This window comes from Streptomyces sp. NBC_01446 (assembly GCF_026340095.1).
Taxonomy (GTDB): Bacteria; Actinomycetota; Actinomycetes; order Streptomycetales; family Streptomycetaceae; genus Streptomyces; species Streptomyces aureus.
Genome location: NZ_JAPEPO010000001.1, coordinates 1,100,617 through 1,123,170, shown reverse-complemented (window position 1 = coordinate 1,123,170; position 22,554 = coordinate 1,100,617). Strand labels below are relative to the sequence as shown.

Below are 22,554 nucleotides of genomic sequence, written 5' to 3'. Positions count from 1 at the left end.
GCCCCTCCGGCTATGTATTGACCGGGGTGAGGTGCCAGGTTCCGTTGGTTCGGGTGAGTCCGAGGTTGATCAGTCGGCGGAGGTTGAGGGCGGCTGCTCGGGTGTGGAGCCAGGCGTCGTTCTTGATGGTGCCGCGGTAGCGGAGTTTGCGGTTGTTGTGGTGGACGAGCCAGGCGACGGCGCGTTCGACTGGTGGTCTCCAGCGCCGGTAGTCAGCCTGCCAGTCGGGATCGGTGGCGGTCTGGTGGCGAGCGGCGGCGAGCAGGTCGTGGTGCGGACGGATGGTCAGGATCCGCCCGGCCTTGGCCTTGGTGCACCGCTCACGAAGGGGGCATCCGGCGCACACGTCCTTGAACGAGGCTTTGCGCTGGTGGTGCTGCCCGGCGGGAGCGGATAAAGGGACGGTGTGTCCGGCGGGGCAGGTCACGGTGGCGGCGCCGGTGTCGATGATGAAGTCGTCGAGGGTGAAGCCGCCAGGGACGGCGGGCCGCAGTGGTGCGGGTTTGAGGAACAGCCGGTGACCGGCAGTTTCGAGGCTGTGGCGGGCGTCGCCGGTGGAGTAGGCGGTGTCACCGAAGGCGTCAACGGGCTCGTCCTCGTCGGTGAGCAGGTCGATTCCGACCATCGCCTCGTGGTGCTCGGGACCGGCTCCGGGCCGCAGGGCGACGGCGGTGTATAACCCGGTCTCGGGCTCCATGGCGAGGTGGGCCTTGAAGCCATCCTGTTGGTGGGTGCGGGTCTTGTGCACGTGCCGGGCTTCGGGGTCGACAGTGGAGACCATCCGGTTTGGTGCGGTGCCCTGGGTGATGCGCCAGCGCCCGTCGCGGCCGTCGGAGTCCTCGGCGGGCTCCACGTCCTGACCTGCGACCAGGGCCAGGATGCCGACCGCGTTCGCGGCCTTCTCGTCGAGCTGCTGCTCGGGCAGATGGCCCAGCAGCCGCAGTGCGTCACCGACCAGGGCGTCGACCAGGTCGGCACGGGCCTGCTCGTCGTTCCAGGCGATCCTCGGCTTGCCCGGGTCGTTGTAGTCGTGCGCGGTGCACTGCACGGCTGCCACCTCGCCGGCCCCGGGGACTTCCCGGATCACCGCCCGGATGGCGGCGATGATCTGGGTGACGGTGTCCTGGGTGGCCACCGCGTCGTCCAGCACAGTGGAATCCAGCGCCCGGCGGTGCTTGCCCTTGAGGACACCGGTGGCCTTCACGACCTCACGCACAGCCTCGAATACCCGGTTCGGCCGGGCGGAACGGGCCAGCCGGCGGCGGAAGTAGGCCAGCAACGACGGATCGAACGCCATGTCATGAAGGCCCAGTCCACAGGCGGCCTTCCACCGCAGGTCGCACCGCAGCTCCTGGACCGTCTCGAAGTCCGAAAGCCCGTGCAGGGCCTGTAGCGTGATCGAAGCGGCCAGGATCTGCGGCGGCATGCTCGGCCGCCCGTTCGCCGACGGGTACATGTCCGCAAACATCTCCGCTTCGAACAGCGCGCTGCGATGCTCGGCCAGGAACGCGAACACACTCCCTGCCGGGATCAAATCCCGGCAGGTCTCCCATACATCCGGCCCGATCGTCTCCCCGGCCCATTCCCCCATCACCACAACAAACAGTCTGGCCCCGCCGCTCACGCGGCGGGGCCAGAACCCAAGATCTTCATGAGTCTTCTAGCTCCCGTGCCGGGAGAGGCCTGAAGGAAACCTGCGGCGGCGCTTAAGAAATCCTCGATGGACCAAGAGCGCCGCAGTACGGCAGATTTGCTCCCGTCGGCAGCAGGGCGCGCCGCAGCCGCACCAAGGCGCCCTCCCGTGCTGTCATTTCACTCTTCCCCTCGCACGGCGGCCGGTCCCGGCATGCCGTGACGCGGGGTGCGACGAGGGGAGCCGTGCGTTGAAGGCGCTGGTCAAGGAGAAGTCCGAGCCGGGACTGTGGCTGACGGACGTGCCCGAGCCGGGCATCGGCCACACAGATGTGCTGATCAAGGTCCTCAGGACCGGGATCTGCGGCACCGACCTCCACATCCGCAACTGGGACGGCTGGGCGCAGCAGGCCATCAGCGCGCCGCTGATCGTCGGCCACGAGTTCGTCGGCGAGGTCGTCGAGACCGGCCGTGACGTCGCCGACATCGCCATCGGCGACCGCGTCAGCGGCGAGGGCCACCTCGTCTGCGGCAAGTGCCGCAACTGTCTCGCCGGGCGGCGCCACCTGTGCCGCTCCACGGTCGGGCTCGGCGTCGGACGCGACGGCGCGTTCGCCGAGTACGTCGCTCTGCCCGCTTCCAACGTGTGGGTGCACCGCGTGCCGGTCGACCTCGACGTGGCCGCGATCTTCGACCCGTTCGGTAACGCCGTGCACACCGCCTTGTCGTTCCCGCTGGTCGGCGAGGACGTCCTGATCACCGGCGCCGGGCCCATCGGCCTCATGGCCGCGGCCGTCGCCCGGCACGCCGGCGCCCGCAACGTCGTCGTCACCGACGTCAGCGAGGAGCGGCTCGACCTGGCCCGCAAGATCGGCGTCAGCCTCGCCCTGAACGTCGCCGAGACGACGATCGCCGAGGGACAGCGCGACCTCGGCCTGCGCGAGGGCTTCGACGTCGGCCTGGAGATGTCGGGCAACCCCGTCGCCATGCGCGACATGCTCGCCAACATGACCCACGGCGGCAAGATCGCCATGCTCGGCCTGCCCGCAGAAGAGTTCGCCGTCGACTGGTCCCGGATCGTCACCTCGATGATCACGATCAAGGGCATCTACGGCCGCGAGATGTTCGAGACCTGGTACGCGATGTCGGTCCTCCTGGAGGGCGGCCTCGACCTCGCCCCCGTGATCACGGGCCGCTACAGCCACCGCGACTTCGAGGCGGCCTTCGACGACGCGGCCAGCGGCCGCGGCGGCAAGGTCATCCTCGACTGGACCGTCTGAGCACGGCCCGCCAAGCCCCGACCTCCTGACCGACCTCTTCTTTTAAAGGAAGTCACCATGTTCGACTCCGTACGCGACGGTCTCCAGGCCACCCTCGACGAGATCGCCGCCGCGGGCCTGCACAAGCCCGAGCGCGTCATCGGCACCCCGCAGTCCGCGACGGTCGCCGTCACCGCGGGCGGCCGCCCCGGCGAGGTCCTCAACTTCTGCGCGAACAACTACCTCGGCCTCGCCGACCACCCCGAGGTCATCGCCGCCGGCCACGAGGCACTCGACCGCTGGGGCTACGGCATGGCCTCCGTGCGCTTCATCTGCGGCACCCAGGAGGTCCACAAGGAGCTCGAGGCGCGCCTGTCCACGTTCCTCGGCCAGGAGGACACGATCCTCTACTCCTCCTGCTTCGACGCCAACGGCGGTGTCTTCGAGACGCTCCTGGGCGAGGAGGACGCCGTCATCTCCGACGCGCTGAACCACGCCTCGATCATCGACGGCATCCGCCTGTCCAAGGCCCGCCGCTTCCGCTACGCCAACCGCGATCTCGCGGACCTGGAGCAGCAGTTGAAGGAGGCGCAGTCCGCGCGCCGCCGCCTCATCGTCACCGACGGCGTCTTCTCCATGGACGGCTACGTGGCGCCGCTGAGCGAGATCTGCGACCTCGCCGACCGCTACGACGCCATGGTCATGGTCGACGACTCGCACGCCGTCGGCTTCGTCGGCCCCGGCGGCCGCGGCACCCCCGAACTGCACGGCGTCATGGACCGCGTCGACATCATTACCGGCACCCTCGGCAAGGCCCTCGGCGGCGCCTCCGGCGGCTACGTCGCGGCCCGCGCCGAGATCGTCGCGCTGCTGCGCCAGCGCTCGCGCCCGTACCTCTTCTCCAACAGTCTCGCCCCGGTCATCGCGGCCGCGTCCCTCAAGGTCCTCGACCTCCTGGAGTCGGCGGGCGAGCTGCGTGAGCGGCTCGCCGCGAACACGGCGCTCTTCCGCACCCGCATGGCGCAGGAGGGCTTCGACATCCTGCCCGGCGACCACGCCATCGCGCCCGTCATGATCGGCGACGCGTCCGTCGCGGGCCGCATGGCCGAGCTGCTCCTGGAGCGCGGCGTGTACGTGATCGGCTTCTCGTACCCGGTCGTCCCGCAGGGCAAGGCGCGGATCCGCGTCCAGCTCTCCGCGGCGCACTCCACCGAGGACGTGAACCGGGCCGTGGACGCCTTCGTCGCGGCGCGCGCGGAGCTCGACGCGGAGCCCGCCGGGGCGGCCAGCTGACCTGGGGCTTGCCCCCGGTTCGGACATCGGCGGCACATTTGGGAGAATCGGTCACATGATCGAAGCGCGGCGGCTGCACATCCTCCGAGCGGTGGCCGACCACCGCACCGTGACGGCGGCTGCCGCCGCGCTCTATCTGACCCCCTCAGCGGTCTCCCAGCAGCTGACCGCCCTGGAACAGGAGACCGGCCACCGGCTCGTCGAGCGGGGCGCGAAGGGCGTCCGGCTCACCCCGGCGGGCGAGATCCTGCTCACGCACACGAACGCGGTCCTCGCCCAGCTGGAGCGGGCGGAGGCCGAGCTCGCCGCGTACAGCTCGGGGGCGGCCGGCACGGTCACCGTCGCCGCGTTCGCCACCGGGATCGGCCTGGTCGTCGCCCCGGCCCTGAGCCGCCTCGCGCGGACGGCGCCCGGCATCCGGATCCGCGTCCAGGACGCCGAGGGCGACGCGAGCCTGCCCATGGTCCTCGACCGGCAGGTCGACGTCGCGGTCGCCGTCGAGTACCGGGGGGCGCCGGGAGCGGACGACGCCCGCCTGACGCGCGTACCGCTGTACGCCGAGCCGTTCGACGCGGTGCTTCCCGCGGGGCACCGGCTCGCGGCGTCCGACCGGGTGCCGCTGGCCGAGCTGGCCAAGGACACCTGGATCGGCCCGTTCCCCGGCAACCCGTGCCACGACGTGGTGGTCCTGGCCTGCGAGCACGCCGGTTTCCAGCCGCAGGTCGAGCACTCCTCGGACGACTTCCGCGCCGTCGTCGCCCTCGCCTCGGCGGGCGCGGGCGTCGCCCTGGTGCCACGCTCGGCGCTGCGCGGCATGGACCTGTCCGACGCGGTCGTCCGCCCGGTCGACGGGGTGGCCCCGACCCGCAGGGTCTTCGCGGCGGTCCGCTGCGGAGCGGAGGAGCACCCTCTGATCAGGCCGGTACTGGAGGCGCTGGGGGAAGCGGCCGAGTAACCGAGAGGCGACCCGGTCACCCCGGCGTTCCCGTGCTCGCCCGTATCCGTACCTCGCCCACGATCCGCTCCACCCGCGAGCGCGGCCCCCTCGGTTCACGTAACGCGAGGTCGAGGGCGGCGCGGCCCATGCCGGTCAGGGGGAGGGCCACCGTCGTGAGGGGCGGGGTCAGTTCGCGGACCAGCGGGATGTCGTCGAAGCCGGCCAGCGAGATGTCCTGAGGGACGCGCAGGCCGTGGTCGCGGAACGCGGCGAGCGCCCCCACAGCCATCACGTCGGTGACGGCGAAGACGCACGTGGGCCGGGGTGCGCGGCGCAGCAGTTCGCTCGCCGCCGCGTATCCGCCGTCGCGCGTGAAGGCCCCCTCGACGACCCGCTCGTCCGCGAGGGGCACCCCCTCCTCGGCGAGCCCCTGCCGGAATCCGGTCAGCCGGTCCGCGACGGTCGTCAGCCGCGCGGGCCCGGCGAGCACCCCGAACTCCCGGTGCCCGAGGCCGAGCAGCGCCCGGGCGAGCGCCGCCGCCCCCGCGCGGTTCTCCGGCAGCACGGTGTCGACGCGCAGACTGCGGTGCCGGCTCACGACCGCGACCCGGCCCCCACCGCGCAGATAGGGAGCGATCTCGGACTCCAGCGACCGCTCCCACGCGGGGTCCTGGAAGCCGGAGCCGATGAGCAGGATCGCGCGGGCCCGCTGCGCGCGCAGCATGGAGATGTACGCGATCTCGCGCTCGGGCGCGCGGAACGTGCTGGACAGCATCACCAGCAGCCCGCGCTCGGCGGCCCGCGCCATGATGCCGCTGGCGATCGCGGCGAAGTACGGGTCGCCCACGTCGTGGCAGATGACGCCGACGGTGTTGTTGGAGGCGCTGGCGAGGGCCTGCGCGTGGGCGTTCGGGATGTAGCCGAGTTCGTCGGCCGCGGCGCGGACCCGGCGCAACAGGTCGTCGCGGACGCGGGTGGTTCCGTTCAGGGCGCGGGACGCCGTAGCGGGGGAGACCCCCGCCGTGCGGGCCACCGCGTCGAGGGTCACGTGCGGTTGTTGCGGGTGCCCGTGCGGTTCGCCCACCCTGCCCCCTCGGATTCCGGCTTCGGCACCGGTCACAGGAAACTTCGGAACGGCCTATTGACCCTGTGCTCCACGAGTCATTAGCGTGGCTGACATCGTACCAGAAAGCGCTTTCTGAAAGCGATTTCCGGGCTTCGTTACCGTAGTGAGCATTGATCCGTAACCTCGCGAGTTCGTTACCCCGGCCCCCTCAACTGCCTCCCGATTCCGTAGGAGTTCATCGTGAGTCAGAGCACACTGCCCGCAACCCCCGCCAAAACGGCGGGAGTTGCCGACCGGCAGGCGCCCGGGCTGCGCCGGCGTGCCGCGGACGTGGCCGAGCGGAGCTGGCGCCCCGTCGCGCTGCTCGTGATCTGTTTCGTCGCCTGGTGGGTGATCGCCGCGGCGGAACTGGTCGAGCCCTATCTGGTGCCGTCACCGGGCCGGACCCTCGACGTCATCCTCGACAAGCCGGACTACCTCTGGCAGCACACCTGGGTGACCACGTACGAGACGCTGCTCGGCTTCGTCATCGCCGTCGGCGTAGGCATCCTCTCCGCCGTGATCATGGTCTACTCGTCGACCGTCGAGAAGACCCTCTATCCGATCCTGCTCTTTGCCCAGGTCGTGCCGAAGATCGCGATCGCGCCGCTGTTCGTGGTCTGGCTCGGTTTCGGCATCGCGCCGAAGATCCTCATCGCCGTACTCATCGCGTTCTTCCCCGTCGTCATCTCGATGGTGACCGGACTCAAGGCCGTCGACCCGGAGATGCTCCAGCTCTCCGCGACGATGGGCGCCAGCCCCTGGCAGACCTTCTGCAAAATCCGCTTCCCGGCCTCCCTGCCGCACCTGTTCTCCGGCCTCAAGGTGGCCGTCACGCTCGCCGTCACCGGCGCCGTCGTCGGTGAATTCGTGGGCGCGAACGAGGGACTGGGCTACGTCATCCTCCAGGCCAACGGCAACCTCGACACCCCGATGCTCTTCGCGGGCCTGCTCGTCATGTCCTTGATCGGTGTCGTGCTCTTCGTCCTCGTCGAGATCGCCGAGAAGCTCCTCCTGCCGTGGCACGCGAGCCGCCGCGACATCGCGGCGACCACGGCGTACTGAACGCCTGCATTCCCGGGAACCGCCCCGGACCACCCACCGACCGCCGTGAGAAGGGCCGCCCCATGCACGCGCGCAGAATCCTGACCGGACTCGTCCCCCTGACGCTCCTCGCCCTCACGGCGACGGCCTGCGGCGACGACTCCGGCTCCACGTCGACCAGCGACTCAGGCAAGAAGCTCGACAAGGTCACGCTGACGCTCAACTGGTACCCGTACGGCGAACACGCGCCCTTCTACTACGGCAAGAAGCAGAAGATCTTCGAGAAGCACGGCATCGACCTGGAGATCCGCGCGGGACAGGGCTCCCAGAAGACCGTGCAGGCCACAGGCGCGGGCCAGACCGACTTCGGCTGGGCCGACACCCCCGCCGTGCTCGCCGGCGTGGACCAGGGCGTCAACGTGAAGAGCCTGGGAGTCTTCCTCCAGACGACACCCGCATCCGTGCAGTCGTTCGCGAGCCAGAACATCAAGTCCCCGGCGGACCTCAAGGGCAAGACCATCGCGGGGACGGCGGGCGACGCGCTGTCCAAGACGTTCCCCATCTTCCTGAAGAAGAACGGCCTCGCCGAGTCGGACGTCAAGGTCCAGAACACCGACCCCGCCGGCAAGATCGCCGCCGTCATCTCGGGCAAGACCGACGCCCTCCTCGGCTACGCGAGCGACCAGGGCCCCACCATGCAGGACAAGGCGAAGAAGGACGTCTCGTACCTCCGCTTCTCCGAGCACGGCCTCAACTTCTACTCGAACGGTCTCATCGCAGGCCCCAAGACCCTTCAGGGCAAGGGCGATCTGGCCAAGCGCATGGTCGAGGCCGTCAGCGAGTCCTGGGCCGCCGCGGAGAAGAGCCCCGAACCCGCCGTCGCCTCCATGAAGGGCGCCTCCGAGCAACTCCCCCCGGAGACCGTGCTGTCCGAGCAGTTCAAGACCACCCTGACCCTCCTGCACACGGACGCGACACAGGGCAAGGCACCCGGCGCCAACACCGAGGCCGACTGGCAGCAGACCATCGACGTCTTCGCCCAGGCGGGCATGGTCAAGAGCCCGAAGCCGGTGGCGGACTACTGGGATTCGGCCAACGGGATCAAGGGCTGAGCACCCGTCCCGTACGGCCCACAAGGAGAGCTGCACCATGCCGAAGGACGCCACACTGAAGAAGACCGACGGAGCGAGCGCACACGTCGGAGCCGCCGTGCGCGCGACAGACGTCGACGTCCGCTTCCGCACGAAGAAGAAGGACGTCACCGCGCTCACCGACGTCTCGCTCGACGTCGCAGCCGGCGAGTTCGTCGCCATCGTCGGACCGTCCGGCTGCGGCAAGTCCACACTCCTCAAGCTCGTCGCGGGCCTCCTCACACCCTCGTCAGGCGAAGTCCGCCTGCACGACGAACTGGTACGCGGCCCACGCAAGGACATCGGATACGTCTTCCAGCGCGCGGCCCTCCTGGAGTGGCGCTCGGCGCGCCGCAACATCCTGCTCCAAGCAGAGATGCGCGGCATGCCCACCGCCCAGGCGCGCGCGCGTGCCGACGAACTGATCCGGATGACCGGCCTCACCGGCTTCGAGGACGCGTATCCGCACGAACTGTCGGGCGGCATGCAGCAGCGCGTCGCCCTGTGCCGGGCCCTGCTGCACGAGCCACCCGTACTCCTCATGGACGAGCCGTTCGGCGCCCTCGACGCCCTCACACGCGAGCAGATGAACGTCGAGATGAACCGCATCTGGCGCCAGACCCGCACCACTGTCCTCCTGGTGACCCACTCCATCCCGGAGGCCGTCTACCTCGCGGACCGCGTCGTCGTCATGAGCCCGCGCCCCGGCACCGTCACCGAGATCATCGACGTCGGCCTGCCGGCCGAACGGGACTACGCCGCGACGCTCGCGACCCCCGAGTTCCGCACGGCGACAGGCCGCATCCGCGAACTTCTGGGGGCGGTCTCGGCGCACGACTAGTGCCGCATCAGGCAACGTTCGCCCTGCCGATGGCTAATCTGACGACGTGGCCAATGAAGAGGACAGTGGGAGCGGCTCGATCCGAGGCCCCTCGTGGGACCATCCGGTGGTGTCCACCGTCGCACAGGAACTGGGCGGTCTTGCTGTCTGCGGGTTGGTCGCTCTGGTGGGGTGGCCGTTCGGGTGGCTGCCTGACACTGGTTTCGTCCTCCTCGTGACGGGCCTGATCGCGATCGGGCCTGCGGCTGAGTTGTACCGCGGGGCGGGCCCGCCGCGTCGGCTTGCTGTTGTTGCCGCTCTCCTTGCGCTGGCAGCGGTGAGACTGCTCGTGGCTGCAGCAGTGAACTGGGCCTTTCCTGCGCTGGCTGATCCGGGCGTCGGTATCCTCGTCGGCTATCTTGTTGCGTTGCCCATTGGCGTGGCTGTGTTGGCTTGGTTCCTCACCAGGGCGAACGTTGCCTGATGCGGCACTAGCGCGCACAGCACGCCTCCGACCTACACGTACCGTTCCTAAACAGTGTGCGGGAGTGGCATCTGATGCTCGCTCCCGGAACTGCGCGCATCCCGAACGGTGTTGGATGCGCTGGGTTCCCGCGTTCGCTGTATGCCGGTCCGGTGACGTGCATCGTGTGCACGGTCCGTGACGGGTGGGCGGGTTCCCTCACGCCCGCGTGCGCCTGGTCCGGCCTGGGCGGTCCGATGCCCACGACGATCGCTCTGGTCGTCGTGGGGCGGTGCCGTCCGTCGCCGGATCGGGTGCCCGAGGGCGCGTCGCCCGATCGCGACGCTCGCGGCGTCGTGTCGGGACATCTTGCGGGTGGCGCTGGTCAGAGGTTTGCGCCAGTGCTCATCGCCCCACATCGACGTGTATGCCGGGTCGACGGCGACGACCGACAGGCCACTGTCGGCGGCCATGGATACCAGGCGGGCCTTGAGATTGCCGGTGGGCATGCCGGAGATGAGCTGCCGGAACTTCTTCTTGCGGCCGTGCTTCTCGCGGGTTTTCTCGGTGGTGAAGTCGAGGTTCTCGATGCCGATGGCCTGGACGCCGCATCGCTTGGTCCAGTGCAGGAGTTGGCTGATGGCGTGCCGGATCTGTGCGTCGCGATGGTCCGCGGTTCCGGTGAGGTCGTAGAAGAAGCGCCGCGGGTCGCCGACCGGGTTGCCGTGCGCGTCGAGGTGGTAGGCGGCGAAGTGGTCGGCGTTCGTATCCACGCCGACCATGCCCTGAGCCCGGGCTGCATCCAACGGGACCGTCTTCACCACGGGCTTCGTCCACGCGGCGGTGAGGTACCAGCGCCCGCACTGGTCATCGAGGTGGATGCGGTACGCGACAGCCCGGTTACCTTCGATACGGTCGCGCCACTCGGCGCCCCGGTGCTGGAACCGCACCTCGCAGGAGAGCACGTACCGGCTGTTCTTGCTGTTGGCGAGATGGGCGAGCGGGGCGGGCAGCTTGACGGAGACCTCACCATCGGGGGTGACGCGGATCGTCTCATTCCCGAAGCGTTTGCCGGACTCGCCGTCAGCGGCAATAAACCAGCGCTGGGCCTCCCACCGCTGCCGCCATTGCCTCTCGGTGAGTTGGGCGGCTTCGAGATGGTGACGGTTGCCCAGCAGGCGTCGGCCGCCGCGCACCACCTGCACGACACCTGCCTGATACTCGGCGCGCGCCTCATCGAGGCGGTGCTCCAGCGTCGCCAGACGGCGCGACTTGTGAAACCACTCGCCCCGGGAGCCGTATCCGCCCGGCGCCCGCTTGGTGCCCTTGACACCGATCGGCTGGGACAGGCGATGCACAAGGGTGCGCACACCGGCCTCAAGGGACTGGATGTGCGCGAGCTGACAGCGCCGCGACAGCGCCCACTGATCGTGCGTGGCCCTCGTGATACTCCCCGCCCAGCGCGAGGACGACTGGCCGGTCAGGGCCTGCTTACGGGCCGCCCACGCATCCGCGTTGTGGTCCAGGCCGTCAGCGCAGCGGGCCTTGAGATCGAGGGACGCGAGCTGTCCGAGGTGTGCGCCGACCAGACGCAACACCTTGTCGTCCACGTCGGTGAGGTGCTTGAGGCGGTCACGGATCGCGACGCCGGACGGGCCGAGCGCGACGAACGGGTCCTCGATGGTGCGCAGCCGCTGCGTCTTCGTCGGCTCAGTCAACGCCGGCCGCCGCTTGAAGGGTCTTCGCGGCCCGGTTCTTCGCCGAGCGACGCCCGTACAGGCGGGCACAGAACGAGGTCAGCACCTCCACCATGTCGCGGACCAGGTCGTCCTCGACCTCGCCGTCCTGAAAAAACGACGAGTTGACGGCCGGTCGCGGACAGAGCGGCCCTCGACGAGTTCGACATTCATGCGGCCGAGACGGTCTTTGTGTTCGACCACCACACAGGTCACTTTCGGGTCGGCCAGCAGCCGCTTCGCCTTCGCACGGCCACCGTTCATACCCGAGGCGATCTCGGACTCGATCCGCACCACCCGGTGACCAGCCTTCACCGCCCACGCCGAGACCCGAGCGGTCTGACACTCCAGATCGGCCTTCTGATCATGCGAGGAGACCCGGGCATACAGACCCACACCACCGGTCACGGAGGGTGAGGAGTTCGCGTCGGTGTTCACCAAAATCGTGCGCGGTCCCACCCGGCGGGCGGGCACCGGCAGAGTGCCCTCACGAAACCAGCGATACGCCGTATGCGGGTTCACCCCCTGCACCCATGCCCACTCCGTCAGATTCATATGCTGATAACGCCAACAACTCCCTCATAGTTACGCACCCTCAACAACCTTTCGCAGGCAGCAGTTGGGAACCCCTTACGCGCATGGCAGGGACCGTTCCTAAGCAGTGTGCAGGAGTGAGTCTTGAACCAATGTCCTGCAACTGCGCGCATCCGGAACGGTGTTGGATGTGCCGGTCTCCCGTGTTCTCGTCTCGTTGCCCTTGCCCGGCGAGGCGCATCGTGTGCACGCTCCGTGACGGGATGGCGGGGGTTCCTCACGCCCTGGGACACGGTGATGGCCTGGACGGTCCGATGCCCACGACGATCGCTCTGGTCGTAGTGGGGCGGTGTCGCCCGTCGCCGGATCGAGCGGCCGAGGGCGCGCCTGCCGATCGCCACCGAAGCGGCGCCAAGGCAAGCCATAGTGTGCTTCGGGCAAGGGAGGGGCTTGCGCCAGTGCCCATCGCCCCACATGGAGGTAGACACCGGGTCCCCGGCGACGCCACCCCCCCCGCGATGTCGTCGATGAGGCGCAAGCGCCTCCTGGCGACGAACCGCACACCGCCGGCGGCGGCGCGGCGTTACGGGCGTCAGAAAGAGCTGACGATCAGCCATGCCGCGACGCCGAGCACCACCAGGTACCCACCGACCGAGATCGTCTTGCCTACCGTTACATGTCCGGCGTCCTCGATCCAGGAGCCGATGACACCGACCAGCGGTGCTCCCACGATGATCAGCAGGATCCCTATTAAGAAGCCCATCTGTGCCCCTAGTTGACATCTGTGCCCCGTGATCCGACGGCGAGCCTAGGGGCCATGGGGCACCGCTGGAAGGGCTCTCCCATGACAGGGGTCAAGCCGCGCTATGACATGTGCGGCCGCACCTTCAACGGCCCCGCCACAGCAGCAGCCCATGCCACCCGGCTCAGAACGAGACCGTTCGGACAAGATTTACGGCGTACCGCCGCGCTCGCGCTTACCACCGGCGCGCTGCCCCACCATCATGACGATGAAGCCGCCCACCAGAATCGCGCTGCCGATCAGCGGCGCCGACGGCCGAATCCCCGAATCGCTGATCAACAACCCAAAGGCCGTCTGCCAGCACAGCGCGAAGGCCACCATCAGCTGCCCCCAGCCGTAGATCCGCGGGGCATGAACATGGCGCCGGTTCATGGGGGGCACCCAGCCGCGAGTAACCGCCGCAACGCCGGAGGCAGCGTAGAGCAACGCCAACAGCACAAGAGGCACAGCGAAGTACAGCGTCACGGTCACTCCCCTGCGTGCCGGGCCCACGCCCGACAGCAGCGTGATGATGACACCCGGCGCATCGCACGTCCATACTCCGTGGGCCCCGTGACCGGCCCGGACCGGACCCTGATAGAGGACGCCGAGCCCCGTGTCCGGCCGGCAGCACGGGCAGGCGCGACGCCCTCCGTGAGCCCGCGCAACGCCTGATCGCGGTCGACACCCCGGGAACGTCTGCCCGCACGAGATCCACGCCGACGAGTCCGGCCCGATCATCGAGACGGCCGAGGTCTGCACTGCGATCAACCCGCCCGGGAGCGGCGGCAGTTCCGTAGCGTCCCGCATGCGGCGCGGGATGCGGAACTTGGTGGTGAAGGTGTGGTCTGACGGGTCCAGCCGCACCAGAATCGGACCTCACTTTTCGGCGTGAAGCCGCTGCCGTTCACATGCTGCTGACGCCACCCACTCCCACGCGTTTACGCCCACTCATCAACCTTCACAACCAACAGCTGGCAACCCCGCGCCCCGAGACGCTGTTCCGCAAGCGTCTCGGGACGCGGGGTCCCTTTTCCGGTCTCCTGCACGGGCCTTCTCAGTACCGCAGCGCCGCCAGATACTCGTAGCTGTTGCGGGCCGTCGCGAATGGGTCCTTCGGGATGTCGTGCTCCACCAGCCACTGCTTGACTCCGCCGGCCTGGGCGTCGTCGAACATGGCGGCGAAGTCGAGCGTCCCCGACCCCACGTCGGCGAACCCGCCGTCGGGTGCCATGTCCTTCACGTGCAGGGCGGGGAAGCGGCGCGGGTGCCGCACGAAGTACGCGGCGGGGTCCGCGCCGCCCTTCGACGCCCAGTACACGTCGAGCTCGAAGGCGACCAGATGCGGATCGGTCTCGCGCACGAGGATGTCGTACAGGTTCTCCCCGTCCATCACGTCGTGGTCGCCGTCGTGGTTGTGGAACAGGACGGGCCCGAGTCCCGCCTCGCGTGACGCGGCACCGATCCGGTTGAACTGATTTGCCGCTTCCCGGTATCCGGCCCGGCTGTGCATCGAGCCCGGCAGGCTGGGCACCACCGGCCACTTCGCGCCCAGGGTATGCAGATCCTCCAGTGCCTGCGGCAGTCCGCTGCCGGTCAGCGTCTGATAGGCGACATGCTCCAGGACCGCGCGCAGGCCGACGGTGTCGAGCATCCGCCGGATGTCGGCCGCCCCGTACCCGTGCCGCCCGCTCACGCCGACCGTCGCGTACCCGATCTCCGCGAGCTGCGCCACGGTGCCTGCGAAGTCCTTCGCGAGGACGTCACGCATCGTGTAGAGGTGCATGCCGATGCCGCCGCGCGGTATGCGCCGCCGCTGCCCGGCCGACGCGGGCAGCGTCGTACCGACCGCTGCCGCGAGCCCGAGCGACGTACCGAGAAAGGCCCTTCTGCTGCTCTTCATGCCCACACTCCTCACTTCACCGTGATCCGGACCGAGCCGGTGGTCGTGTCGCCCTTGTCGTCGGTGACGGTCAGATGCGCCGTGTACGCACCCGCGCGCGCGTACGCGTGCTGGGCGTCGGCGCCGTCCGTACCGCTCGGCTTGCCGTTGTCCCCGAAGTCCCAGTGGTACGAGGCCGGAGTGCGGCCCTCCGGGAGCTTCACCGTGCCCTTGAGCGCGACGGTGAGCGGCGGCGCGCCGCTCTCGGGTGTCGCGGTCACCGTCACCTTGGCGCCCGCGTGCTTCTCCACTCCGGGACCGTTGAAGTGCAGCCAGTCGACCGCGAACAGGTCGGGCTTGTCGGCGCTCCACTGCGGGTTGGTGAAGACGGCGTACAGCGGGAACGTGCCGTCGTAGTCGGCCAGTTGGGTGGTGGGGGACACCACGTTGCCCCAGCCTCCCGTGTTCGGGACCGACACCTTGCCGAGCAGCTTGCCGGTGGGGGAGCCCACGCGGAACTCGACGTCGCCGCCGATCCCGCCGGACGCGGCGCCCACGGTCACCGAGTCGACGCCCTTGAGGTGCACGGGGTCGAAGGACACCCAGTCCCCGTCCTCGATCTCGGTGAGCCTCTTGCCGCCCGAGGCGTCCGCGCGGCTCGCGACCACGACGCCGTCGTGCGCGCCACCGGTCTTCGTGTAGTGCTCGGCCTCACGGAACGAGGTGCGCAGCGAGAGTGACGCCGACCCGGTCAGCGCGGGCACGCCGCCCGCCCCGCCCTTGTCCTCGTACTGGGCGCTGATGCCGTAGTACAGGTTCTGGCCGGGCCCGTGGCTGTCCCCGGCGTCCGTCACGATCTCCCCGGCGCACCCCGTGTAGTTGTCCAGGGGATGCAGGTGGGAGTCGTGGCCGAGCTGGGACTGGACGACGACGCGCGAGCAGTCGATCGGACGTCCGTCCTCCGGGTCCGTCACCTTGATCTTGAAGGGGATCGTGTCGCCGAAGCTGAACGTCCCGCCGTTCGGTGGCTGTTGGATCGTCACCTTGGGCCGTGTGTTCCCCACGGTGATGTCCTGCACGGCGCGACCGGTGAGCCCGGTCGGCCCGGTCACCGTCAGCCGTGCCGTGAACACGCCGGTCTTCGTGTACGTGTGCTTCGGGTTCGCGTCGGTCGAATCGGTGGTGCCGTCCCCGTCGAAGTCCCAGGCGTACGTGACCGGTTTGCCGTCGGGCAGGCCCGAGCCCGCGCTGGAGAACGTGACGGCGAGCGGTGCCGAGCCGCTGTCCGGCGCAGCGGCTGCCCGGGCGTCGGGAAGGCGGCTGTCGGCGACGTAGTCGATCCGGTAGATGCCGGCGCCCTCGTTGCTGCCGCCGCGGCCCGTGCCGCTGCCGAGCCCGAAGTCGATGACGTACATGGATCCGTCGGGACCGAAGTCCGCGTCGAACGGCTGGTTCCACTTCATGTCGCCGAACACGGAGTTGATGGACTGCAGATCGCCGGACTTGGCGGGTGTGAACCGCGGATCCGTGAACGTCTGGTCCTTCTCCTGGATCGAGAAGGTCTTGAACCACTGCCTGGTCAGCTCGTAGTTGAACCACTTCCCGTCGAAGTACTCCGGGAACTTGGTCTTGTTCGGGTTCGCGGGATCGTAGGCGTACACGGGACCGCTCATCGGGCCACCGCCGCCGGTGCCGAGCTCCGGGAACTGCTCCGAGGCGGAGTACGCGTACCAGACCGACGCCGCGTGCGCGGGCGGCAGATCGCGCAGGCCGGTGTTGTTCGGCGAGTCGTTCACGAGGTGACCGCAGTCGAACTTCGCCCCGGACGTCTTCGACTCGAAGTCGTAGTCGTTGAAGGGGGTGTTGTCGCCGATGCAGTACGGCCAGCCGTAGTTCCCCGCTTTGGTGATGCGGTTGAACTCGACGGTGCCCTCGGGTCCGCGGTCTGCCACCGCGTTGCGCGCGTCGGGACCGTAATCACCCACCAGCAGGGCGCCGCTGACCGGATCGGTCGTGATCCGGAACGGGTTGCGCATGCCCATCGCGTAGATCTCCGGGCGGGTCTTGTCGGTGCCGGGCGCGAACAGGTTCCCCTCGGGGACGCCGTACGTCCCGTCGGCCTTCGGGGTGATCCGCAGGATCTTGCCGCGCAGGTCGTTCGTATTGCCCGCGGTGCCCTGCGCGTCCCAGGCGCGCCGGCCCTCGCGCTCGTCGATCGGGTTGAACCCGTCCGACGCGAACGGGTCCGTGTTGTCGCCCGTCGCGATGTAGAGGTCGCCCTTGTTGTCGAAGGCGATGGAGCCCGCCATATGGGAGTTGGCGCGTCCCTCGCCCCGCCAGGTCGGCAGGGTCAGCAGGCGCTTCTCCGACGCCGGGTCGACCTTGCCACCCGACTCGGTGAACCGCGAGAGGTTGATCCGTTTCTCGGTCTTGTCGGAGTTCAGCAGATAGATCCAGTGGTTGTCCCCGAAGTTCGGATCGAGCGCGAGCCCCAGCAGACCGTCCGACTGACTCGTCATCTCGGGTGTGTAGTCGAGGTCGAGCGCCGTGGTGACCTTCAACGTCTCCTGGTCGATGATCTTCAGCTTGCCGGTCCGCTGGATGAAGAACACGCGCCGGTCCGGCGCGACAGCCAGCTCGAAGGGGTCGGCGAGATCGGCCGTCGCGAGCGGGGTGCGCTGGAAGCTGCCGGTCCTGGTCGCCGAGCAGTCACCCGGCTTGTCGCCGGCCGCCCACTGGATGCCGCCGAGGATGTGCTGGAGGAAACCAGCTTCCTCGAACGCCGACTTGGCGTGCCCGCCCGCGGTGAACCAGGAGCGGCCGCCGTCGTAGTTCTGGCACCACGACCACGGGTGATCGACGCCCTCGTCGAGGCCGGTGACCCCGTCACGCACCTTGACCTGCGCGAGCGTGTGCACCTTCCCGGTGGGGTTGGTGCGCCAGTTGTACCACTCCTCCGTACGCTCCCAGAGCTCCGGAAGCCCCTTCGTGGACGGGTGCGCATGGTCGAGAACCTTGATCCGGCCCGTCTGTACAGCGGGATGCTGGTCGAAGATGGCTCCGACGAGCCCCTCGTACCAGCCCCAGTCCCGCTCGCTGGCCGACGCGGCATGCAGCCCGACCCAGCCGCCGCCCCCGCGGACGTACTTCTGCAGGGCCGCACGCTGGGCGGCGTCGAGCAGATCGCCCGACTCCGGCGTCGAGTTGGTGTTGTTGAAGACGATCGCCTTGAAGCGGGCGAGGTTCTCGTCGGTGAACGCGGCGGCGTCGTCGGTCGCCTCGACCTCGAAGCCGTTCTCACTGCCGAGCTTCTTGATCGCGTCGATGCCCGCCGGGATCGAGTCGTGGGCGAAGTTCGTGACCTTGGAGAAGACGAGCACCCGGTACGAGGCGGCGGCCTCGGCGCGCGGCGGAGCCGCCAGACCGAGGCCGACGACGAGGGCGACGAGCGCGAGGAGGACGGTCCAGGGCGAGCACCTGTGAGGGCTTCGCCGGCTGCGTGGGCTTCGCGCGGTGGGCGGGTTGCGCGGCTTTCGCGCGGTGGGCGCGGGAGGACCATGTCTCCCGGACGGTACGGGTGTGGCGGAACTCGTAGAACTCATGGCGCTCCCTGGGCTGTTGGCCGGTGGCCGACTCGGGCGTGCGGTGAGTGCTGCGGGAATGCCGGAACGCCTGGAAGCCGAAGCTTAGAAAGCGCTTTCCCGATGGCGTCGCTAGCGTAGGTTCCGGGCGGAGAGGGGTCAATGGGTCGGAACGGGCCGGGGGGTGCGGAGGGGGCGCCGCGATCACGGGCGACCGGCTGGAAGTCGCCGTCGAACCGGTGGAGCCGTTGGCTGCCGATCGCGGGGGCGGCGGCGGTGGCGCCTCAAGTGGTGAGCGGGCTGTCCGTTGTTCGCGGGGCTTGGTGCCGGCGACGCTTGAACGGGTAGGCGGGCGGGTCTTCGTGGGCGGGGACCCCGTGCCGGTGGCGCCTGAACCGGTGGGCCGACTAGCCGTTGTTCACGGGGCCGGGGACCCGGCGCCGGGGCGCTTGAACTGGTGGATCGGCGGCGCCGGTGGCGGCGGTGGCGGCGGGCAGGAAGTCGTTCGCGGTGGGCCCGGTGTCGGTGGAGACTGAAGTGGTGGGCCGGCCGTGCGTTGTTCGCCTAGACGGGGGCCCGGCGCCCGTCACGCCCGAACCAGTGGGCAGGCTGTCCCGCGTATGCGCTCCGACCGGCGGCTGTCAGTGGCCTTGGCTACGGTTTCTTTTATGCAAGACGCCGACGACGTACGTTCCATTGCACTCGCCCTGCCGGAGGTGACGGAGAAGATCGCCTGGAGCATGCCGACGTTCCGGGTCGCGGGGAAGATGTTCGCCACGATGCCCGAGGAGGAGACCTCCATCGCGGTGCGCTGCCCCAAGGTGGAGCGCGACGAACTGGTTCTCGCGGAGCCGAAGAAGTTCTGGATCGCGGACCACGAGGCGGGCTTCGCGTGGGTGCGGGTGAGGCTCGCCGCGCTCGACGACGGCGACGAACTGCGTGACATCCTCACCGACTCCTGGCGCCAGGCCGCCCCGGGCCGACTCCTGGACGCCCACCCGGAGTTGGGTCCACCGGAGCCGACGGACTGATATTCACAGGGCGATGTCAGTGCCGCGTGGCATGATCCGGCAGGGGTAGGGGAGCGCGGAGCCACAGGGGCCGCCGCGCCGCCGGGGAGGGTACGGGCAGGCATGGGCGGAATGTCGAAGGAAGGGTCACGGGGGTCGGGGGAGGAGCGGGAGCGGGACGGGGATTCGGCTGGGGGGTCGAGTCCTGGTGCTGGTCCTGGTGAGCGCGGGCGTCCGCGGGATTCGGCTGGTGGGGCCGGCGGGTCGAATCGTGGTCCCGGTGAGTCGAGGCGGCCGCGCGGCGGTATCTGGTCGCGGGACTTCGGGCTGTTCTTCTCGGCGCGTGCCGTGGCCAAGCTGGGGGACACCATGCTGCCGGTGGCGCTCGCCGCGGGCTTGCTCCAGCACGGGTACGGCGCGGGCGCCGTCGGCCTCGCCATGGCCGCCTCAGTTGCCTGTTTCGCGGGGCTCGTCATCTTCGGCGGTGTCTTCGCGGACCGGTTCAATACTCGGCTGCTGATGATCGGCGCCGACGTCACACGCCTCGTCACCCAGTCCCTCGCCGCGGTCATGTTCTTCTCCGGGCACGTGGTGCTGTGGGAGATCTGCGTGATCGGCGCGGTGAACGGCGCGGCGGCCGCCCTCTTCCAGCCCGGCGTCGCCAGCACCGTCCCGCGTCTCGCCGCCGATGTGCAGGCGGCGAACGGTGCGATACGCGTGGCCGAGTCGGTGGCGCAGCTCGCGGGCCCGGCCGTCGCGGGCATGCTCGTGGCGTTCGCCTCGCCCGGCGTCGTCTTCGCGGCCCATGCGGGCACGTACGGGCTGAGCGCCTTGTGTCTGCTCCTGCTCCGGCTGCCCCCGGCCCAGCCCGGTACCGAGGCGATCCGCGGAAGCGGTTTCCGGGCCGATCTCGTCGAGGGCTGGCGGGAGTTCAGATCGCGCACGTGGCTCTGGGGAGTCATAGCGATCTGGTGCGTACTGATGATCGCCGCCTGGGGCCCGGCCGTCCCGCTCATCGCCACCCAGGTCGTCCAGGAGCACGGCCCGCGTGCCTACGGCCTGGTCAACTCGGCACTCGGCCTCGGCACGGTCATCGGCGGCGTCTGCGCTCTGCGGCTGCGCCCCCGCCGGATGCTGCGCGCCGGCGCGGTCGCGCTGTTCGGGTTCAGCTTGTTCCCGGCGACCGTGGGTGCCGGGTTCGGCGTGGAGTGGATGGCGGCGGGCGCGGTCGTCGCGGGGGCGGGCATGTCGTTCTGGGGTGTCATGTGGGCGACCAGCATCCAGACCCAGGTCCCGCGCGACGTCCTCAACCGCATTCACGCCTACGACGTCGCGGGTTCCCTCGCGATGACACCGGTCGGCCAGGCGCTCGCCGGCCCTGCCGCCGGAGTCTTCGGCACCCGCCACGTCCTGCTCGCCGGTGGCGTCACGACCGTCCTCGTGGCGGCGGCCCTGCTCTGCGTCCCCGCGATCAGGGGCTTGATACGGGTGGACAGCACCGTGCCGGTGCCGGGCAGGAGCCTGGACAAGTCCCCCTCTAACCGCGAGCCAGCCCGCCGAGGAAGCCACTGATCCGCTCCCGCAGGGACGCGGGGTCGAGGCCGTGCGCGGCCACGTGCTCCTCGATCTGTCCGTACCTGCGCAGCTCACGGCGGCCCACACCCAGCCCCAGCACCCGGTGCGGCAGATCGGCGAGCGCGTCGTTGGCGGCCGCCGTCGACGTACCCGTCAGGTAGGGCTCGACGATCACCACGTCGGCGGCGTCGGCCGCACCCGCGGCACGGCGCAGCGCCCGGGCGTCGAAGGGCCGCACGGTCGTCGCGTAGAGCACGGTCACGTCGAGGCCTTCGGTAGCGGCGAGAACCGCGTCGAACATCGGCCCGACGGCGACCACGACACCACCGCGGCCTTCGCGGACGGTCAGGAAACGCTCCCCGTCGACGGCGAGTGCCTCCCTGTTCGACTGCACCGAGAGACGGACGTACACGCGGTCGTCACCGGCGCCGACCGCGTGCCGCAGGAGCGTCTCGGCCTCGTCCGGGTGGCCCGGGACATGCACGGTCCAGCCGTCGAGAGTGTCGAGCAGCGCCACGTCGCCGGGCGCCATGTGCGTGAAGCCGCCGGACGGCCAGTCGAAGGAGGCGGCGGCGCTCACCAGGACTCCTCCCACGTCCTGATGCCCGAGGTCGAGTTTCACCTGCTCGAAGGGGCGCTCCACCAGGAAGCTGGCGAAGGTGTGCATGACGGGCCGCAGCCCGGTCAGCGCGAGCCCCGCGCCCGTCCCAATGAGCAGCTGTTCCCTGATGCCCACGTTGATCACCCGGTCCGGGTGCCGGCGCTCGGCCTCGACGAAGCGGTCCCTGCCGATCTCCGCGAGGACGACGGCGACCCGGGGGTCCTCGTCGAGCAGCCGGGAGACGACGGGGGCGAATCGATCACGCATGGTGTCCATGACGCGTGTGTCCTTCCAGGGAGAGAGAGCAGAAGAGAGGGGCGGGGCGGGCGTTCTTGGGCTCCACGCGGGCGACGACCACGCGCGGCCTTCCCGGGTGCGGCGCGGTGAAGGCCTCGTACAAGGCCTCGTGATCGCGTCCGTCGACGGTCGCGGCGGACCAGCCGGCCGCCTCGAAGCGGGCGGCGATGCCGCCGGGCCGGGCGTGGCTGGCCGAGGAATTGTCGACGACGACGGTGTGGAGCCGGTCGAGGGCGGCGGGCCCCGCGAAGGCGATGGCCTCGTGGTTGCTGCCCTCGTCCAGCTCGGCGTCCCCGATCAGCGTCCAGACCGCCGGTCCCCCGAGGCCCTGCGCGCGGAGTCCGAGCGCGGTCCCGACGGCGATCGGCAGCCCGTGCCCCAGGGACCCGCTCGCGATCTCCACGCCGGGGACGAGCACCCGGTCCGGGTGGTGCCCGAGCGGGGAGTCGTACGCCCCGAAGCCGGGCAGCCACTCCACCGGCACGAAGCCCTTCGCCGCGAGCACCGCGTAGTACGCCATGGGGCCGTGGCCCTTCGACAGCAGGAACCGGTCACGTCCCGGATCCCGTACACCGTCGGGCGTCACCCGCAGCACGCGGTCGTAGAGCACCCACAGGACATCGAGGGTGGAGGTCGCCGCGGGGCCGTGCTTCTCGTCGCCGGTCATGCGTTCCATGAGGGCCGGAAGATCTTCGTAGGAGTAGGAGGCCGCCGCTGTACGTGCCGCTGTCGTTGTCATGACAGGAGCGTGCAACCTCAAGCCAGCTTGAGGTCAAGAGCGACCTGCCACGCGTCGGCCACGGACGAAAGGGGTGCGCGACCACGGCCCCGAGTGCGGTATGGTTTCCGTGCGCGTTCGGCCAGGGGAAAGCCC

General features: G+C 69.7%; 17 protein-coding genes and 2 pseudogenes. 9 read left to right on the top strand and 10 right to left on the bottom strand.

Annotated features, from left to right (window positions below; all coding sequences use genetic code 11):
• Window positions 1–10: 10 nt before the first annotated feature.
• On the bottom strand, window positions 11–1,591 hold the full coding sequence (locus OG456_RS05055) for an IS1182 family transposase (RefSeq protein WP_266557237.1): 1,581 nt from the start codon (window positions 1,589–1,591) through the stop codon (window positions 11–13).
• Between the two features lie 292 nt (window positions 1,592–1,883).
• Here OG456_RS05055 and tdh point away from each other — a divergent pair, with 292 nt between their 5' ends.
• From tdh to OG456_RS05040, 3 genes are read left to right on the top strand one after another with little or no spacing between them, the layout of a single operon-like run.
• Window positions 1,884–2,912 (top strand): L-threonine 3-dehydrogenase, encoded by a 1,029-nt coding sequence (gene tdh / locus OG456_RS05050; protein ID WP_266557597.1) that lies wholly within the window; start codon window positions 1,884–1,886, stop codon window positions 2,910–2,912.
• 57 nt (window positions 2,913–2,969) lie between these two features.
• On the top strand, window positions 2,970–4,184 hold the full coding sequence (locus tag OG456_RS05045; protein WP_266557595.1) for a glycine C-acetyltransferase: 1,215 nt from the start codon (window positions 2,970–2,972) through the stop codon (window positions 4,182–4,184).
• Between the two features lie 55 nt (window positions 4,185–4,239).
• Entirely contained in the window at window positions 4,240–5,139 is a 900-nt protein-coding gene (locus OG456_RS05040) for a LysR family transcriptional regulator (protein WP_266557593.1), read from the top strand.
• Between the two features lie 16 nt (window positions 5,140–5,155).
• On the opposite strand, the gene OG456_RS05035 is transcribed toward OG456_RS05040, so the two are convergent.
• A complete protein-coding gene (locus tag OG456_RS05035; protein WP_266557591.1) occupies window positions 5,156–6,169 on the bottom strand; it encodes a LacI family DNA-binding transcriptional regulator in 1,014 nt (337 codons plus the stop codon).
• Window positions 6,170–6,427: 258 nt separating this feature from the next.
• Here OG456_RS05035 and OG456_RS05030 point away from each other — a divergent pair, with 258 nt between their 5' ends.
• The 4 genes from OG456_RS05030 (at window position 6,428) to OG456_RS05015 (ending at window position 9,704) form a co-directional block, all read left to right on the top strand.
• Window positions 6,428–7,291, top strand: a complete 864-nt coding sequence (locus OG456_RS05030; protein WP_266557589.1) for an ABC transporter permease — start codon at window positions 6,428–6,430, stop codon at window positions 7,289–7,291.
• A gap of 62 nt (window positions 7,292–7,353) precedes the next feature.
• Window positions 7,354–8,382 carry an ABC transporter substrate-binding protein gene (locus OG456_RS05025; protein WP_266557587.1) on the top strand — a complete coding sequence of 343 codons (1,029 nt, stop codon included), beginning with the start codon at window positions 7,354–7,356 and terminating at the stop codon, window positions 8,380–8,382.
• 37 nt (window positions 8,383–8,419) lie between these two features.
• The gene (locus OG456_RS05020) at window positions 8,420–9,241 is read left to right on the top strand and encodes an ABC transporter ATP-binding protein (RefSeq protein ID WP_266557585.1); all 822 of its coding nucleotides are present in this window, start codon (window positions 8,420–8,422) and stop codon (window positions 9,239–9,241) included.
• Window positions 9,242–9,287: 46 nt separating this feature from the next.
• On the top strand, window positions 9,288–9,704 hold the full coding sequence (locus OG456_RS05015) for a hypothetical protein (protein WP_266557583.1): 417 nt from the start codon (window positions 9,288–9,290) through the stop codon (window positions 9,702–9,704).
• 47 nt (window positions 9,705–9,751) lie between these two features.
• On the opposite strand, the pseudogene OG456_RS05010 reads toward OG456_RS05015, so the two are convergent.
• The 6 genes and pseudogenes from OG456_RS05010 to OG456_RS04985 all read right to left on the bottom strand — a co-directional run bounded on the left by OG456_RS05010 (window position 9,752) and on the right by OG456_RS04985 (window position 18,218).
• Window positions 9,752–11,401, bottom strand: a pseudogene (locus tag OG456_RS05010) (IS200/IS605 family accessory protein TnpB-related protein).
• Window positions 11,394–11,974 (bottom strand): annotated as a pseudogene (locus tag OG456_RS05005) (IS607 family transposase). The pseudogenes OG456_RS05010 and OG456_RS05005 overlap by 8 nt, the downstream one beginning before the upstream one ends.
• A 571-nt stretch (window positions 11,975–12,545) precedes the next feature.
• On the bottom strand, window positions 12,546–12,716 hold the full coding sequence (locus OG456_RS05000) for a hypothetical protein (RefSeq protein WP_266557582.1): 171 nt from the start codon (window positions 12,714–12,716) through the stop codon (window positions 12,546–12,548).
• A 189-nt stretch (window positions 12,717–12,905) separates the two neighbouring features.
• Window positions 12,906–13,220, bottom strand: coding sequence for a hypothetical protein (locus OG456_RS04995; protein WP_266557580.1), 315 nt, complete (start codon window positions 13,218–13,220; stop codon window positions 12,906–12,908).
• Window positions 13,221–13,791: 571 nt separating this feature from the next.
• A complete protein-coding gene (locus OG456_RS04990; protein WP_266557578.1) occupies window positions 13,792–14,637 on the bottom strand; it encodes a sugar phosphate isomerase/epimerase in 846 nt (281 codons plus the stop codon).
• A gap of 11 nt (window positions 14,638–14,648) precedes the next feature.
• A complete protein-coding gene (locus OG456_RS04985; protein WP_266557576.1) occupies window positions 14,649–18,218 on the bottom strand; it encodes a ThuA domain-containing protein in 3,570 nt (1,189 codons plus the stop codon).
• Between the two features lie 647 nt (window positions 18,219–18,865).
• Here OG456_RS04985 and OG456_RS04980 point away from each other — a divergent pair.
• Window positions 18,866–19,228, top strand: a complete 363-nt coding sequence (locus OG456_RS04980; RefSeq protein WP_266557574.1) for an MmcQ/YjbR family DNA-binding protein — start codon at window positions 18,866–18,868, stop codon at window positions 19,226–19,228.
• Window positions 19,229–19,513: 285 nt separating this feature from the next.
• On the top strand, window positions 19,514–20,779 hold the full coding sequence (locus tag OG456_RS04975) for an MFS transporter (RefSeq protein ID WP_266569040.1): 1,266 nt from the start codon (window positions 19,514–19,516) through the stop codon (window positions 20,777–20,779).
• Here OG456_RS04975 and OG456_RS04970 read toward each other — a convergent pair.
• Entirely contained in the window at window positions 20,745–21,659 is a 915-nt protein-coding gene (locus OG456_RS04970; protein WP_266557572.1) for a transketolase, read from the bottom strand. The two genes, OG456_RS04975 and OG456_RS04970, sit on opposite strands and share 35 nt — an antisense overlap.
• Complete coding sequence (locus tag OG456_RS04965) at window positions 21,643–22,419, bottom strand: transketolase (protein WP_266557570.1); 777 nt, start codon at window positions 22,417–22,419, stop codon at window positions 21,643–21,645. The genes OG456_RS04970 and OG456_RS04965 overlap by 17 nt, the downstream gene beginning before the upstream one ends.
• Between the last annotated feature and the right edge of the window lie 135 nt (window positions 22,420–22,554).